Genomic DNA, 15,110 nt, shown 5'->3' with positions numbered 1-15,110 from the left:
ACTCCTTTGTTGGGGGACTAACCGTGCGCCCAAGACGCACTCTTCGCTGGGAACCTTATGGTGCTCCCGCAATACCTGGTCGCAGTTTCAGCGAAACTGCACAAACGTGCGCGCTACACCTCCTGGGAGGTGTGATTCCAGGCCACGCCGTGTGCACTTTCCAGCACATCCATGCAGGTTTGGGCCTGTTTCGCGGTCTCTTCTTCGCTCCACCCGAGCGCCGGGGCCATGGCATCTGCAACATCGCGGACCGCCTTCGCAGTCAGTCCTCCCCGGAATGCCGACGTAGTCCTGCGTTGGATCACGTCAGCCACACGGACGGCGTGTTCGACGTGGACAAGGAAACGCACTTCGGCAGTGCTGAGGTCAGTTCCTTCAATGTCCACGTCGGGCCCGGCCGCAATGAACTGCGCGACGTCGCGCGCCCGGGTGCCGTAGCGCTCGAACAATGTGTTACGCCGGCGGTCATCGAGTCCTGGGATGTTGCGATCCCGCCAGGCAGCCATCTCGCCGGGGGTTTTGGGGTAGCCCCGCCCCCCACCGATCCACTCACGCAGCGTCGAGCGCTTGCGAGTTGCGCCAAGTAGAGGCAAGACCTCATCCGTCACGCGCTCACCGAGGGCGCGGAAGGTTGTCCACTTTCCGCCCACAATGCTGATGACGTGCGCGTCACCGGAAGTCTCCTGCTCCAGGCGATAGTCACGTGACACGACTCCGGGTGCGGAGTCTTCCGCCTTGGGCAAGGGCCTGATGCCAGAGAACTTGTACACAATCTGGTCCTGCGCCACCGGAATGTCAGGGAACACCAGTCCCACGAGATCCAGGAAGTACTCCACCTCCTCCGGAGTGCAGACAGCTGGCTCGCGCGGATCAACCGGAATGTCGGTGGTGCCGATCATGACTCGCCCGTGCAGCGGGTAGATGAGCACGATGCGGCCGTCGGGGTGCTCAAAGAAGATCTCGTGACCATGGGTGGCGTCCAGCAGTTCAGGCGAGTCCACCACGATGTGCGAGCCCTTGGTGCCGCCCATGTATTCGGATGGTTGCCCGAAGGAGGCATTGGTGAGGTCAGTCCATGGTCCGCTGGCGTTGACGATCACGTCTGCCTCGATCGAACCTTCGGAGCCGGAGATTCCGTCGCGGTAGCGCACCACCCCGTCGTCGAGGCCCGTCGCCTCCACATAGTTGACCGCGTGCGCGCCCGCGTGGGCATTCACACCATCAAGAATGAGGTCCATGGCAACCCGCTCGGGCTGGCCGACCGAAGCGTCGTAGTACGTCGCAGCCCAAGAGATATCTGGCGCAAAGTCCGGGAACTTGTCCTCGAATGACGAGCGGCGCTCCATCACGTGCGCGGGCACGGAGCCGTTCCGACGCGAGTACGAGTCGTACATCATCAGGCCAAGCTTCGCCAGAATCGCGCCGCGCTCGGTGCCGCTGTTGCCCGGCTTATGGCGCAGTACACGCAATGGCGCTGCGATCGCGCCGCTCCAGGTCTTGCGCAGCGGGATCGTCGTCGCGAGTGGCTTCACGTGGTGCGGGGCGGTCATCAGCAGCGCGTTGCGTTCCCGGACTGACTCCTGGACCAGGCGCAACTCCCCGTTCTCGAGGTAACGCAAGCCGCCGTGCACCATGTGGCTCGATGCCGCCGATGCGCCGGAGGAGAAATCGTTGCGCTCGATCAGCACAACGTCGATGCCCTGCAACGCGAGGTCGCGGAAAGTCGCGGCGCCGTTGATGCCACCGCCAATCACCACTACCTGGGTCTTCTTTACGGCACCCAAGTCCAAGCGTTGTGCCACTGCGGTCGCATCGGGCACGGCCGGCGTGTCGATCATCTTTCCTCCTCGTCGGATCACTGTGGCTAGAATCTCTCCCAGTGCACCGCCGCGCAATGCGACTGCACAAACGTGCAACGGGAGGTCGCTGTGGAAGATTTCAGTTCAGAGGGCCGGCGAACGCGACAGGCGCTGAGGGCCGCACAGTTGTATTACGTGCAGGACCAGACCATGGACACGATTGCCCGCGAGCTGTCGGTCTCCCGCAGTTCCGTGTCACGTCTGCTGACCCACGCCCGCGACAGCGGCATCGTGGAGATCAACGTGTCCGCTCCAGACGACCACGTGGGCGACACCGAGAAGAGGTTGGGCGACAGGTACGGCGTCCGCGCGCACGTTGTACCCACACCGGACACGCTCACGGACGTGGAGCGACTTGAACGCGTGGCGATGAACGCGGCCCGGCTTGTGAGCGAGTTCGTGGACTCCCACATGAACGTCGGTGTCGCTTGGGGATCAACCATGAGCGTGGTCAGCCGTCACCTGGTGTCCCGACCCACTCGCCACAGCGTCATCGTCCAGATGAACGGCGCCGGAAACACTCAAAGCACGGGAATCGAGTACTCCTCAGACATCTTGCAGCGGTTCGGGCAGGCCTTTGGCGCCCGAGTCCAGCAATTTCCGGTCCCCGCGTTCTTCGACGACCCCGCTACGCGTGACGCCCTATGGCGCGAGCGGAGCATCCGCAGGCTCCTGGAGCTCCAAACACGTCTGGACATCGCCGTGTTCGGAGTGGGGTCACCGTTCTCAGAGGTGCCCAGTCACGTCTACATTGGCGGCTACCTAGGCCAGGCCGACTATCGCAGCCTCAAGGAAGACAAGGTGGTGGGAGACGTCGCCACGGTGTTCTTCCGTGCAGACGGCTCCAGCGACAACATCACGCTCAACACGCGCAGCAGCGGGCCGCGATTGGCAACACTGCGGCGCGTCCCGCGGCGCATGTGCATTGCATCGGGCGCACAAAAGTTCGCCGGCGTGAGGGGAGCCCTTGAAGGGCGCCTCGTCACCGACCTCGTCGTGGACGAAGCTCTCGCGCGCAAGCTTGCGGAGGCCCGGTGATGCACGTTCGTGCACTGCGGTGGCACGCCTCGCTCCGCACGTCGTAGTTTCACTTCAGTCCCCGAGCACAAAGGAGTCCCCCGTGGCCTACATCGTGTCCATTGATCAAGGCACCACCAGCACTCGCGCCATCATCTTCGATGAAGGCGGTCAGATTGTTGCGTCGGGGCAGTTTGAACACGAGCAACACTTCCCCGCGCCCGGCTGGGTGGAACACGACCCAGTGGAGATCTGGACCAACGTGCGCGAGGCCGTTGGGTTCGCGATGGCGAAGGCCAACATCACCCGCCATGACCTGGCCGCGGTGGGCATCACCAATCAGCGAGAGACCGTTGTCGCGTGGGACCCGACCACCGGCCAGCCCCTGCACCGCGCAATCGTGTGGCAAGACACCCGCACTCAGGGCAAGATCGACGAGCTCTCGCGCGAGCACGGTCGCGACGGGTTCGTGTCGATCACCGGTTTGCCGCTCGACGCCTACTTCTCCGCTTCAAAGTTCGCGTGGCTCCTCGACGAGATCCCCAACGGCCGGCAGTTGGCTCGCGACGGGCAACTCATGCTTGGCACCATAGACAGTTGGGTGCTGTGGAATCTCACCGGTGGGCCCGAAGGTGGCGTCCACGCCACCGACGTCACCAACGCCTCCCGAACACTCCTCATGGATCTGCGCACCTGCGAGTGGTCCCCCACCATGCTCGAACTCTTCGACATCCCCATCGAGGCGCTTCCTGAGATCCGCCCCTCGTCGGATGCGTTCGGCCGCGCTTCCGAATCCAGTCTCCTCCGCGGCGTGCCCATCACGGGCATCTTGGGCGACCAGCAGGCTGCCGCGTTCGGCCAGGCGGCGTTCGACCCCGGCCAGTCCAAGAGCACGTACGGAACGGGCAGCTTTGTGCTGGTCAACACTGGGTCCGAGCCGGTCTTCTCGGAGCACGGGCTCATCACCACGGTCGCGTACAGCCTGGAGGCCGGGCAGCCCATCTACGCGATCGAGGGCTCGATCGCGGTGACCGGCTCACTCATCCAGTGGCTGCGCGACTCGCTCGGCATCATTTCTACCGCGTCCGAGGTCGAGGCGCTCGCTTCACAAGTGCCGGACACCGGCGGCGTCGTAGTGGTTCCAGCATTCTCTGGCCTGTTGGCGCCCCATTGGAGGTCCGATGCTCGCGGCGCCATTCTCGGAATCACGAGATTCACGAATCACAGTCACATTGCTCGCGCGGCGCTTGAGTCCGTGGCGATGCAAACTCGCGACGTCCTTGGCGCGATGGCGCAGGACGTGGACAGTGAGTTGACTGAATTGAAGGTCGACGGCGGCATGGTCGCCAACGACCTTCTGATGCAGATCCAGGCCGATGCTCTGGGCATCCCAGTGGTCCGTCCAGCGGTCTCGGAAACCACCGCCCTCGGCGCGGCCTTTGCTGCCGGCCTTGCAGTGGGATTCTGGGAAGACCTCGATCAGTTGCGGCAGTTGTGGGCCGAGGATCGCCGCTGGGTTCCGCAGTCGGCGATCGAGGACCGGGACGCCGCGCAACGCCAATGGGACAAGGGCGTCGAGCGCTCGTTTGGTTGGGTCGGGGACGACGCCGGCCGCTAGTCGCGGGACGCCGTCAACACGGTTCCGGACCCTCCAGGCCCATCAATGACGTCGGACACCGCCGTCGCACCGTAAGGGTCAGTCGCCCGGACGTACCACGACCCGTCCTCGTCCCACCTGGCGTTCAGAGAAGTCGAGGCGTCCACCTGGTCAAAGCTCGCAATGACCTCGTCCGACAACACATCGACGGACACCGAGTCGGTGGTGAGCACCTTGGGCGCCACCGTGATCCCGGCCTGCGCATAAGGAATTGCGAAGTCCTGGTTCACGTCATCGAGTGCGGTGTGAACCGCGGTGTAGTCACTGAGGTAGTCGGAGTACGTGCGCACCTGGATCGACTCCGCCTCATTGTCGAAGTGCATGAGCCGCAGGTACCCCTGTCCGCCATAGGGCAGGTCCTGGTAGTCGAACAACATGGACGTGACCGTGCGGTCGTCAGCGCCGTCGCCGTCGTCGTCGAAGTGATCGAGGCGCGTGTAGGCGTCGTGATAGTGACCCGACAGCACGAACTTCACAGTGGGTTGCGTGGCAATCACCTCGTCGAAGATCTGCTGAGGCACGGGGCCCAAGCCACCAGTCGTGAGCATGTACTCGTGCAGGCTCACCACAGCCACGCGCTCCGGATACGCGCTCAACACGTCATTCATCCACTCCACCTGCTCATCGCCGGGCGCCCACCCCATGTACAGGAACAGGAAGTCGATGCCGCCCGCCGTGACCAAGTCGTAGTGGCCGCGGTTGTCGAGGTGACTCTCGCCAAACCAGGGATTGTCTGCAAAGCGGTTGTCGCCAAACCACTCGGAGAACGGCCCATAGTCATTCGTGCGGTGATCCACATCGTGGTTGCCTGCCAGAACCCCGTACGGAAGCCCCGCGTCATCGAGCGGGGTATAGGCAGCATCGGCCCTATCCCACTGCTCATCGTCGGTGGACCAGTCCACGATGTCCCCCGTGTGAATGAGGTACTGAAGGTTGATGTCCTCGCGCACGTTGAGGACGTAGTCGTGAATGGAGAGCTGCCGGTCGTAGATGTCCGGGCGGGCGTTGTAGTACTGGGTGTCCGACTCCCACGCGAGGGAGAAGTCGTACTCGGAGCGTGGGGTGTCCTCGGGGTGGTTGGGGGTCACGGCCGATGCTCGGGTTGAGTGGTCCTCGCCGGCATACCCTTCGGTGTGCTGCACCAGGCCGCGAACCTCGCCGTCGCTCTCCCACTGCGAGACGGGCACGACGGCCTCAAGCGTGATGTCCTCATCTGCAGCGGCGGTCACGTGTGCGGCTACGGGACTCCACTCACCCGAATCCGGATCCAAGAGGCTGAGGGTCACGCGGGCATCGGGCTCGGCCGTCCCGTTCCACACGAGGCGCAGCTGATCTCCCTGCGTTTCAGAGACGTCTGCGGTGAGCAGGACGTAAGGTAGCGCGCTGTCGCTGGTGGTCGACACCACCTGTGCGTCGGGGCTGGTCACCGCAGCGCGGTCGCCCGCAGCAAGTTCACGTGCCTCCGTGCGTTCGGTATCTCCAGACCAGTTCGTGGTCCCCGCGAACACCTGAATCTCATCGCCGACCGCGAGCGCCTCGCCACGGGCAAAGTCAACGTCCAGAGTGTCGCCTGACGAGTCCTCCACGGTGGCCTCGAGCACCATGTCGTTGCCGTCGCTCACGGTTGCGGCCTCCGCGACCGTGGGGTGCTCTTCCGGGACGGTGAACTCGCGCGTCACGGTGCGGACGTTCCCGGCGTCGTCGGTGGCCGTCACGGTGAGGTCGTGTGCACCTGGCGTCGCGGTGAGCGAGGAGATCTCCAGCGGGAGGCGCACCGCGCGGCCGTCAAGAGCTGCCGTGACGACGTCCACGCCGGCTTCCGCATCGGTAACGGTGGCATCGAGAGTGACCTCTCCGCGCACCACCGCGCTGTCCGCAATTGACGTCTCCACCGCGGGGGCGGTGTTGTCGACGGCCAAGTCCATGGTCACGGTGTCGCCGGCATCGTTGCGAGAGACAACCGAGTGCAGGCCGTCCGCTACGCCCGTGGTGTCCCACTCATGCGCGACCGCAGTGAAGGCATCGTCGGGGATGTCGAAGGTCGCCTCATACGTCGCGAGCGTCCGAGCGCCGTCGCCCATAGGCAACAGCTGGCCCTCGCTGTAGCCCCGGGCCGTCAGCACGCGGCCGTCCGGCAAAGCCAGGCGCGGGTTCATCGCGATGAAGTCATCATTGGCCTCGAAGTCGTCAACTTCAGGCGCGGCCTTGGTGCCGGCGACGATGCTGACGGTGACGGGCTGACCAGGACGGATATCGTCCAGTGGCAGGCGGGTCTCGACCGTTTCCACTTCGCTGTAGGTTCCCGTGTCGAACACATGCAACACGTCGTCACCCATCACGATCCCGTTCCGGAAGTACGGGTCCGTCAGGGTCGCCTCAAAGGCGAAGAAGGGCTCGTGTTCGAGTGACAGCTCCGTATCGACCTCGGCTCCGTCGATCTCAAGTCCGTGCTGCGGCGGGTAGACGTCTCCACCCACGACAAGTCGCGTCTGGCCTGCGACTACGTCCCCGCTGTGCCGGGTGAGTGCCTGGGGGAACAAGGGGACCACAAGATCCTCGCCCAGAGGCAGGCCATCGTGCCCACCCCCAATTCGCAAGGGCCCTTCATCAAGTGTCGACGTCAGGGTCACTGTGTCCGAGGTCGTCTTGTGCGTGCCGTCGGAGGCCGTGATGCGGTAGTAGATCTCACTGCGCCCAAGTGTGTCGGCGGCCCCGAGGTGCACGGTGCGGCTTCCGACCGCTTCCCCGGTCAGCGGATACACGGTGGGCTCGGGGTCGATGTCGCTCCACACCTCAATGTCCGCAGTGTGGACGAGCCCGTCGTCCCCGACCCACGCATCAATCTCCACGCCGCGCCCCTGCGTGAACAGGTGGCCGGCATCGTCCACAATCTCTGGGGCGTCGCCCGGCTCCGGCTGTGCAATGGGCGACAGGTCTGCATGCGCTTGTGACACAACACCGGGGGATGGGGTCGCGGTCCCAACGCGCTCTTGCACCCCGCCCGGCTCGACCGTGGGCTCAAAGTGAACGCCAACGCCCGTCTTGACCGCAGCATCGGCGTTGCCGTCCTCGTTGTAATACGCCTGCGCGAGCTGCACGCCAAACTTGGTCGACAACGCCACTCCCCGCAGGGAACTGTTGGACAACCCGGTCCCATCAACCATCACGAGGTTCTCGCCCTCGACCAACGAACTTCCATACGCGGCGTTGAAGTCGGCGACAGTCAGTCCGTCGTTGACGGGGTTGCGCACCCACAGCACCAGGGTGCCGCCGGGCTCGACCACTACGTCCGGCGTCAACGTCGGCCAGTGCGCGGCCCACACCGTCGTGAGGTCGACGAGCGGGCGGACGTAGCGCATGCGGAAGTCGTCCCAGGCGAGAGGTCCATCCGAGGCGTTACGGATCTCCACGTACTCGTACGCGTCACCCCCGCCCACGTTGGGGGAGTTCGCCACAATCTCGGAGACCTGCCACAGCGGATCGTGCCGGTAAGGCTCCGGCGGCGGCCAGGTCGCGGCCTGAGCGGCCGGTTGGGGGAGCCACGCCACAGCGGTGAGGGCGGCAAGAACAGTGAGGGCGATGCCTTTGACGTTCACACCACCGAGTCAACCGATTCGCCACGCGCGCCACGACCACTCAGCCCCATCGTCGCCGGACCTTCATCCAGGGTTTAGTGGAGCGTCACCGTGGTCGTGCTTTCGTCACCGGCGTGGTCACGAAAACTAGCTGTTGTGGCTGACCGGGCCGACCTTCTCGATGTAGCACGTGCCGCACAGCGACTCGTATTCCGCTGCCTGTCCGTCGATTGCGACCTGGGCGCCGTCGGACACAAAGACGCCGTCGATCAGGCGGGCGTTCATCATCGCCTTTGAGCCGCAACGGCAGATGGTCTTGAGTTCCTCAATGGAGTGCGCCAACTCAAGCAGGCGTGCAGAGCCAGGGAAGGCGCGCGTGCGGAAGTCGCTGCGGAGGCCATAGGCGAGGACGGGCACGCGCCGGGTGACGGCGATTGTGAACGCCTCGTCGACTTGGGCGGGCGTCAGGAACTGCGCCTCGTCGATGAAGATGGCGTCTGTGTCCGCGATAGGACGAACCGACTCGAGCACGTCCTCAAGCAACACGTCGCCCGCGATGATCGCGTCGACCTCACGCTCAAGGCCGATACGCGACGAGACCTTGCGGCCAGCCTTGGTGTCCACGCCGGGCTTCACGATCACCGGGGATTGCGCGCGTTCCTCATAGTTGTACGCAGCTTGCAAAAGCATTGTGGACTTGCCCGAATTCATCGCGCCATAGCGGAAGTAGAGCTTGGCCACTGGTCCTCCTCATGCCGGTCGCGCGCTCGTGCGCGTGCGAGACAGAGTAGCGGGCCAGCGGGGCTGTCTGGGCACGGCGCGACGGCGTGGCACAGTGGCAGGCATGAGACGTGACCTTCCGCTGACTCTCGGGAGCTTAGGGCCGATGCTCGCTCACCCGCGAACAGCAGCCGCCAGTAGCGCTGTGGTGGCGGTGGTCGTACTCGCCGGTTGCGGTGGTGGCAGTGACGAGACGGACACCTCGGCTCCTGCCCAAACCACCTCCTCGGGGCCTAGCTCCAACCCAGCGGTCACGGCTTCACCCACCCCGGCCCCAGCATCGGCCCTCCCGGATGCACCACTCACAGAGCCTGGCGCGGCCGTCGAGGGATCAACAGACCTTGTACTGCCGCTCGTTGCCACGGGCGCCAGCGGCGCAGAGACCGAACTCAAGATCCAGGTATCTCTCGACGAGGTCGCGGAGGGTGACATCTCCGACCTGACCGAGGTCTTGAGCGAATCCGACTACGCCGGCCTGGACGGCTGGTTCCACCCCTCATATGTGCATGTGTCGCTCGACCTCGTGGGGACGCCGGTGCCCGATGGATTCAGCCTCGATGAGTTGCCGACGTTCACGGGCATTGACACTGATGGCGGCCAGGCCGCTGCCCCGGAACTCACGGGCGCTCCGCCCTCGTGTGAGCCTGCAGATGTGGACGAGCTCGAGGCCACCGGATCGACGACCGGGTGCGCCGTCATGATGGTCAGCGAGGGAAGCACCCTCGCGGCGGTCGAGTATCGCGGCACCTTTCACGCCTCCGCCGTCGCCTACACATCCAACCCAGTCATCTGGAACGTCGCGTCTTAGCGGCGGCGCATCATGATTGCCCCGACCTCGCCTGCGGTGCAGCGCGGCCTCATTGCGCTGGTGCAGGTCTTGGCGCTTGCCGTCTGGTTTTCCGTGTCCGCGGTGGTGCCGAGCGTCCAGGCGGACTTCTCAATCAGTTCTGCCGCGGCGGTGTGGCTGACGGCAGCGGTGCAATTGGGATTTGTGACGGGGGCGGTGCTGTCGACAGTCGCCAATCTCGCCGACCGCATTCCGACCCATCTGCTGTTGGCGGCCAGTGCGGCAATTGCTGCGCTGAGCACCTCGGCCCTGGCGTGGTTTGCCGACGGGCTGGGCGTGATGATCGCGCTGCGTTTCCTCACGGGCGTCTTCCTCGCGGGGGTCTACCCGGTGGGCATGAAGTTGATGGCGTCGTGGGCGCCTCCCGCCCGGCGCGGCCTATCGATGGGTCTACTCATTGGCGCGCTGACTGTCGGCTCAGCGTTGCCGAACCTCATCGGCGGACTCGCAGACTTGCCGTGGCGGGCCACGCTCCAGGTCACCGCGCTGATTGGGCTCACGGGCGCGGCTCTCGCGTTCACGTTCATCCGGCCGGGCCCCTACCTCACGCGTTCCCGGACCCAGCTGGAGCCGGGCTACATCATCGACATGTTCCGTAACCGGCGAGCACGGCTGATCAACCTGGGGTACTTCGGCCACATGTGGGAGCTGTACGCGCTGTGGACGTGGATCCCGGTGTTTGTCCTTAACTCGTCCGCGCAGTTCTCGGGCTCCGGCCAGGTCATGGTGTTCCTCACGATGGGGCTCGGCGGACTGGCCGGTTGCCTCATTGGGGGCTGGGCCGCGGACCGGTTTGGGCGAGCTCGGGCTGCGATCGCCGCGCTCACGGTGAGTGGACTGTGTTGCGTGTTGTCTCCGGTGGCGTTTGACGCCACCGCCGTTGTGCTCACAGCGCTGTGTGCGGTGTGGGGCGCCTCCGTGATCGCCGACTCCGGTGTCTTCTCGACCGCCTTGTCCGAGTCCGTGGAAGCAGAGCACGTAGGGACGGCGCTCACCGGCCAGACGGCTATTGGCTTTGCCCTCACCGTTGCGAGCATCCAGATCGTCCCGTTGGTTGCCGCCGCGACCGATTGGAAGTACGCGCTCGTGGTCCTTGCTGCTGGCCCGGTCGTTGGAGTGCTCGCGTTGCGCGCGTTACCCCCCGAGAAGCACGAAAGCCGCCACCCGAAGGTGACGGCTTAGCGTGGAGCCTGTGGGAATCGAACCCACGACCTCCTGCTTGCAAAGCAGGCGCTCTACCAATTGAGCTAAGGCCCCTAGTGACCGGTGAGGTCAAAGGCGACGATGAACATCATCCCAGATATCTCGCTTCGTGTCACGCGCCAGCAAACCGTAACCTACGGCTACTGTTGCGACGACCACCACGATAACTGTGATTTTCTTCATCGATCTCCTTCAGTGGGCCCAGGAGGACTTGAACCTCCGACCTCTTCGTTATCAGCGAAGCGCTCTAACCGCCTGAGCTATGGGCCCCAACACGGCGACTGCCGCGGAGAGAAACCTTACCCCAACCGTGGGCCCTGTTCCAAACTGGGCCTCATGGTCGGGTCGGGGCACCTCTCTTAGTCGTCAGTGAGGGTGACGTACACGCCACCCACGATCGACGAAACGATGTTGTACAGGAACGCCACAACCGCGCTCATCGCCGTCAAAATCACGACGTTGACCACGCTCACTAGCACTGCCGCCGACATCCACTTATTGAGTGCGAAGAACTGCAACAGGTCGAGCTCCTGCTCAAGCGTGAACAGGTCGCTGATCCACTCGTTGGCGAGCTGGAACAGGCCCATGCCGTTGAGGACGTTCCACACGACGTAGACCGCGACAACGGTCATGATGCCGACCGCGACGGACAGCAAGAAGCCAATCTTCAGCGCGGACCAGGGATCGATGCGGGAAACGAGCACGCGTGCACGGCGCGTGCCATCAGGAGCGGTGGTGGCCGGTCCTGCGTCAGTAAATGTGGTGCCCGAGGTGGGCTTGGAGGCGTACTCCTTGGCCTTGCCAAGTCCCGCTCCTAGACCGGCCGTCACCGACGCGGTGAAGCCGGCGCCCTGACCCTGCTGCGCGGCTGCCGCCTGGCGTCGCGAGGTGACCGGCTGCTCGTCGGTCGCGGGCTCTGCGCCGCTCGTGGTCGGTGCCCAGGGAGCGGACGATGCTTGCTGGCGCGAGGTGGGCTGCTGAGCCGACGTGGGCTGGGCCGCGGAGGTGGGCTGTTGGCCCGTCGTGGGACGGATCGATGACCGCGTGGGCGTAGTCCCGCTCACGGGAGGCGTCGCCACCTGTGGGGGCACGCTCGTATGACGCACCTGCTGCTCTCCCGTGGCCGGGGTCGATTCCTCCTGGGGAGTGAAGGTCTGCCCGGTTCCGGGGGCGTTACGGTCGTCCGCGGTCATGCATTCTCCTCGTGATTCCAAGCGTCGTGCGCGCGTGGGCCAGCCCCCAGGGTACTTCAGGGTTCTCTCAGTCTGAAGTGTCGGCCCAGGTGTACGCCAATCGTCTCGGGAGGTTGGTCGCCTGAGTGACCCAGCATCGGCCCACTCCGAACCCACCGCCCTCCAACGACTGTGGGCCTACGTTAAGTCCGTCCCCGTCACCCTGGTTGTCGTCGTGGTGGTCCTCGTCGCCGGTGCCATCACCGGTGCGCTATGGGAGTCCGCGGAAACGTCGGGCCTGGTAGACACGTGGGGATGGGGAGAGGTCGCCTTCGAAGAGGGCTGTTGTTGGACCATCATCACAGGCATGCTGATCGCACCCACACCCTGGATGTATGTACTGATCTTGCCCATCTTTATTGTCGGTGGTGGCTACCTAGAACGTCACTACGGCGCAATCAAGATGCTGATTGTCACGATTGGCGCCCACATCGCCGCAGTCCTCATTGTGGACGGAACGTTCTGGCTCCTGCGCGACACTGGCCTGCCGTGGGTGGATGAACTGTCGCAGATCTCGGACGTGGGCTTGTCCAACGCCGGCTTCGGCTCACTGGGCGCCGTCTCCGCTGGCATGCCAGCGGTGTGGGGCCGTCGAGTGCGGCTCATCGGCTCGGTCTATACCCCGGAGGCATCCTCGATTTCGGTCTCCCCGACGGTCCGACTGAAAGCCTGATCGGTGACCTCGGTCTCGCCTTTATCAATTGGACCGTTCCGTATGCGATCCACAGGGGCGGCCACTTCGCGTGATAGTGGGTCGCCATCGTTCCTGCAGTTACCGTCATGTTCGGAACCCTCGTGAGCCAGGGCGAATAGCGGGCCCACTCAAGGCGACACGCGACAACGCAGAAGGCCGGACCCCCGTCAGGGATCCGGCCTTCTGTCACGTCAGGCGTCGTTTAGACGTCGGTGGGCTCCCACTTCGTGCCCGGCTCGCCAGCCTCGTTCGGTGCGTCGTCAGCCTCAAGGTTGGCGCGCAGCGCGGCTCCCAGGTCGGCGTCAACGTTGGTCCAGTACTGGATTGCACGCTCACGGATGTCCGCGTTCTGCACCGCACCCACGTGGCCGGTGATCTGAGCGAGGAAGCGCTCCTTCTCACCGTCGTTGAAGATGTCTCGGTACAGCGTTCCGGCCTGGCCGAAGTCGTCGTCCTCGGAGTGCAGGGTCGCAGCGGCACGAACAAGCTCGCCGTCGTTCTGCCAGTTGCCGGCGTCACCGGCACGCTCCGCGTCGGCGTGAGCGCCACCGCGTGAGTTAGGAGCGTGCACCGGGGTGTCAGGCGACGCGAAGGAGTAACGCATGGCGCCGTCCTTCGAGTACGAGTGGCCGTTGGCGTCCGCGTTGTGCGGGGCGTTGACGGGCAGGTCGGCGTGATTGGTGCCGACGCGGTAGCGGTGAGCGTCCGCGTAGGAGAAGATGCGGGCCATCAGCATCTTGTCGGGCGAGGGGCCGATGCCGGGCACAAAGTTGCTCGGTGCGAACGTGGCCTGCTCGATCTGCGCGAAGTAGTTCTCCGGGTTGCGGTTGAGCTCCATGACGCCCAGCTCGATGCGGGGGTAGTCCGCCTTCGGCCACACCTTGGTGAGGTCGAAGGGGTTGAAGCGGTAATCCTTCGCGTCGGCGTACGGCATGATCTGCACGGACACCTTCCAGCGCGGGAAGTCTCCGCCGTCGATGTGCTCGTACAGGTCGCGGATGTGGTGGTCGGCGTCCGAGCCGGCGAGCTGAGCAGCCTCGTCACCCGTCATGTTGTGGATGCCCTGCTCAGAGATGAAGTGGTACTTCACCCAGAAGCGCTCACCCTCAGCGTTGATCCACTGGTACGTGTGCGAGCCGTAGCCGTTCATCTCTCGCCACGAACGGGGCAGGCCACGGTCACCCATGAGCCAGGTCACCTGGTGAGCGGACTCGGGCTGCAGCGACCAGAAGTCCCACTGCATGTCGTTGTCGCGCAGGTGCGAGCCTGGGAGGCGCTTCTGCGAGCGAATGAAGTCGGGGAACTTGATGCCGTCGCGGATAAAGAAGACGGGGGTGTTGTTACCCACGAGGTCGTAGTTGCCCTCGGAGGTGTAGAACTTCAGAGCGAAGCCGCGGGGGTCGCGCCAGGTGTCGGGCGAACCGTGCTCGCCGGCCACGGAGGAGAAGCGCGCGAGCATCTCGGTCTCGACGCCGGGCTGGAAGAGCGCCGCGCTGGTGTACTTCGCGATCTCAGGGTTCGTCACGGTGAGCGTTCCAAAGGCGCCGCCACCCTTGGCGTGCACCACGCGCTCGGGGACACGCTCGCGGTTGAACTGCGCGAGCTTCTCGACCAGGTAGTGGTCGGTCAGCGCGGTGACGCCGTCGTTGCCGACGGTCTGCGAGTGCTGATCCGATGCGACGGGTGCACCGGAGTTAGTCGTCGTGAACTTCTCACTCATGAGATATCTCCTTCTAGTTCTCAAGCAGGGACGATGCTGGTGTTGGGAAGCGCTGCCGTCTTGCAGTTGGCGCATACTCCCCAAAAGGTGACCTCGGCCTCTGAGAGGTCGAAGCCCTGGGTCTCGTTGGGGGTCAGGCACGGCGCGTGGCCGGTGACGCAGTCGACGTCAGCAATGGCGCCGCAGGTCTTGCACACGATGTGGTGGTGGTTGTCGCCTACACGCAGTTCGAATAGTCCGGGCTGTCCGGCTGGCTCGATGCGGCGCGCGAGCCCGGCGTCGGTGATGTCGTTGAGGACGTTGTACACGGCCTGACGGGATGTATTGGGGAGCACCTGCTGCACCCGCACAAAGAGGGCATCCGCCCCCGCGTGGGGATTGTTGGCCAATGCGGTGAGCACTGCGATGCGACTGTCCGTGACGCGTAAACCAGCCTCGCGCAACATGGCGGCGGGATCGATTGTCACGGCTGTTTGCATGTGCTCAAGCCTACGCACTTTTTTGAATAGGTCAAAATAGTGAGTGC

The 15,110-nt window shown here is 64.5% G+C and carries 11 protein-coding genes and 2 tRNA genes; 5 read left to right on the top strand and 8 right to left on the bottom strand.

Annotated features, from left to right (window positions below):
• Nucleotides 1-113 precede the first annotated feature (113 nt).
• Nucleotides 114-1,838: a glycerol-3-phosphate dehydrogenase/oxidase gene (locus tag AOP74_RS05370; protein WP_082096014.1), complete on the bottom strand. Its 1,725-nt coding sequence runs from the start codon at nt 1,836-1,838 to the stop codon at nt 114-116.
• 90 nt (nt 1,839-1,928) lie between these two features.
• Between AOP74_RS05370 and AOP74_RS05365 the strand changes: the two genes are divergently transcribed.
• Together AOP74_RS05365 and glpK are read left to right on the top strand one after the other, a co-directional pair.
• Complete coding sequence (locus tag AOP74_RS05365; RefSeq protein WP_061961304.1) at nt 1,929-2,897, top strand: sugar-binding transcriptional regulator; 969 nt, start codon at nt 1,929-1,931, stop codon at nt 2,895-2,897.
• An 82-nt stretch (nt 2,898-2,979) separates the two neighbouring features.
• Nucleotides 2,980-4,494: a glycerol kinase GlpK gene (gene glpK, locus AOP74_RS05360; RefSeq protein ID WP_061961303.1), complete on the top strand. Its 1,515-nt coding sequence runs from the start codon at nt 2,980-2,982 to the stop codon at nt 4,492-4,494.
• Here the strand turns inward: glpK and AOP74_RS05355 are convergent.
• Complete coding sequence (locus tag AOP74_RS05355; protein ID WP_061961302.1) at nt 4,491-8,129, bottom strand: metallophosphoesterase; 3,639 nt, start codon at nt 8,127-8,129, stop codon at nt 4,491-4,493. The genes glpK and AOP74_RS05355 overlap by 4 nt on opposite strands.
• A 126-nt stretch (nt 8,130-8,255) precedes the next feature.
• Nucleotides 8,256-8,849: a thymidine kinase gene (locus AOP74_RS05350; protein WP_061961301.1), complete on the bottom strand. Its 594-nt coding sequence runs from the start codon at nt 8,847-8,849 to the stop codon at nt 8,256-8,258.
• Nucleotides 8,850-8,952: 103 nt separating this feature from the next.
• On the opposite strand from AOP74_RS05350, the gene AOP74_RS05345 reads away from it, so the two are divergent.
• The gene (locus tag AOP74_RS05345) at nt 8,953-9,696 is read left to right on the top strand and encodes a hypothetical protein (RefSeq protein ID WP_152649180.1); all 744 of its coding nucleotides are present in this window, start codon (nt 8,953-8,955) and stop codon (nt 9,694-9,696) included.
• Between the two features lie 12 nt (nt 9,697-9,708).
• Nucleotides 9,709-10,917 (top strand): MFS transporter, encoded by a 1,209-nt coding sequence (locus AOP74_RS05340; protein ID WP_061961299.1) that lies wholly within the window; start codon nt 9,709-9,711, stop codon nt 10,915-10,917.
• Between the two features lie 2 nt (nt 10,918-10,919).
• Here AOP74_RS05340 and AOP74_RS05335 read toward each other — a convergent pair.
• From AOP74_RS05335 to AOP74_RS05325, 3 genes are all read right to left on the bottom strand, one after another.
• Nucleotides 10,920-10,992, bottom strand: a tRNA-Ala gene (locus AOP74_RS05335).
• 142 nt (nt 10,993-11,134) lie between these two features.
• Nucleotides 11,135-11,208 (bottom strand) — tRNA-Ile (locus AOP74_RS05330).
• Between the two features lie 89 nt (nt 11,209-11,297).
• The gene (locus tag AOP74_RS05325; protein WP_061961298.1) at nt 11,298-12,131 is read right to left on the bottom strand and encodes a DUF3566 domain-containing protein; all 834 of its coding nucleotides are present in this window, start codon (nt 12,129-12,131) and stop codon (nt 11,298-11,300) included.
• Between the two features lie 214 nt (nt 12,132-12,345).
• On the opposite strand from AOP74_RS05325, the gene AOP74_RS05320 reads away from it, so the two are divergent.
• Nucleotides 12,346-12,843, top strand: coding sequence for a hypothetical protein (locus tag AOP74_RS05320; RefSeq protein ID WP_061961297.1), 498 nt, complete (start codon nt 12,346-12,348; stop codon nt 12,841-12,843).
• Nucleotides 12,844-13,066: 223 nt separating this feature from the next.
• Here AOP74_RS05320 and AOP74_RS05315 read toward each other — a convergent pair whose 3' ends face one another.
• Nucleotides 13,067-14,584 carry a catalase gene (locus tag AOP74_RS05315; protein ID WP_061961296.1) on the bottom strand — a complete coding sequence of 506 codons (1,518 nt, stop codon included), beginning with the start codon at nt 14,582-14,584 and terminating at the stop codon, nt 13,067-13,069.
• A 20-nt stretch (nt 14,585-14,604) separates the two neighbouring features.
• Nucleotides 14,605-15,063: a Fur family transcriptional regulator gene (locus AOP74_RS05310; RefSeq protein ID WP_061961295.1), complete on the bottom strand. Its 459-nt coding sequence runs from the start codon at nt 15,061-15,063 to the stop codon at nt 14,605-14,607.
• Between the last annotated feature and the right edge of the window lie 47 nt (nt 15,064-15,110).

The organism is Demequina flava (genome assembly GCF_000975035.1).
GTDB classification, from domain to species: Bacteria; Actinomycetota; Actinomycetes; order Actinomycetales; family Demequinaceae; genus Demequina; species Demequina flava.
The sequence above is the reverse complement of the archived record's forward strand: the minus strand, read 5'-3'. Positions and strand labels throughout refer to the sequence as shown.

Excerpts from the sequence above, each read along its gene's own strand:
- AOP74_RS05370 (WP_082096014.1), bottom strand. The coding sequence starts at position 1,838 with ATGATCGACACGCCGGCCGTGCCCGATGCGACCGCAGTGGCACAACGC.
- AOP74_RS05345 (WP_152649180.1), top strand. The coding sequence starts at position 8,953 with ATGAGACGTGACCTTCCGCTGACTCTCGGGAGCTTAGGGCCGATGCTC.
- AOP74_RS05340 (WP_061961299.1), top strand. The coding sequence starts at position 9,709 with ATGATTGCCCCGACCTCGCCTGCGGTGCAGCGCGGCCTCATTGCGCTG.
- AOP74_RS05325 (WP_061961298.1), bottom strand. The coding sequence starts at position 12,131 with ATGACCGCGGACGACCGTAACGCCCCCGGAACCGGGCAGACCTTCACT.
- AOP74_RS05315 (WP_061961296.1), bottom strand. The coding sequence starts at position 14,584 with ATGAGTGAGAAGTTCACGACGACTAACTCCGGTGCACCCGTCGCATCG.
- AOP74_RS05310 (WP_061961295.1), bottom strand. The coding sequence starts at position 15,063 with ATGCAAACAGCCGTGACAATCGATCCCGCCGCCATGTTGCGCGAGGCT.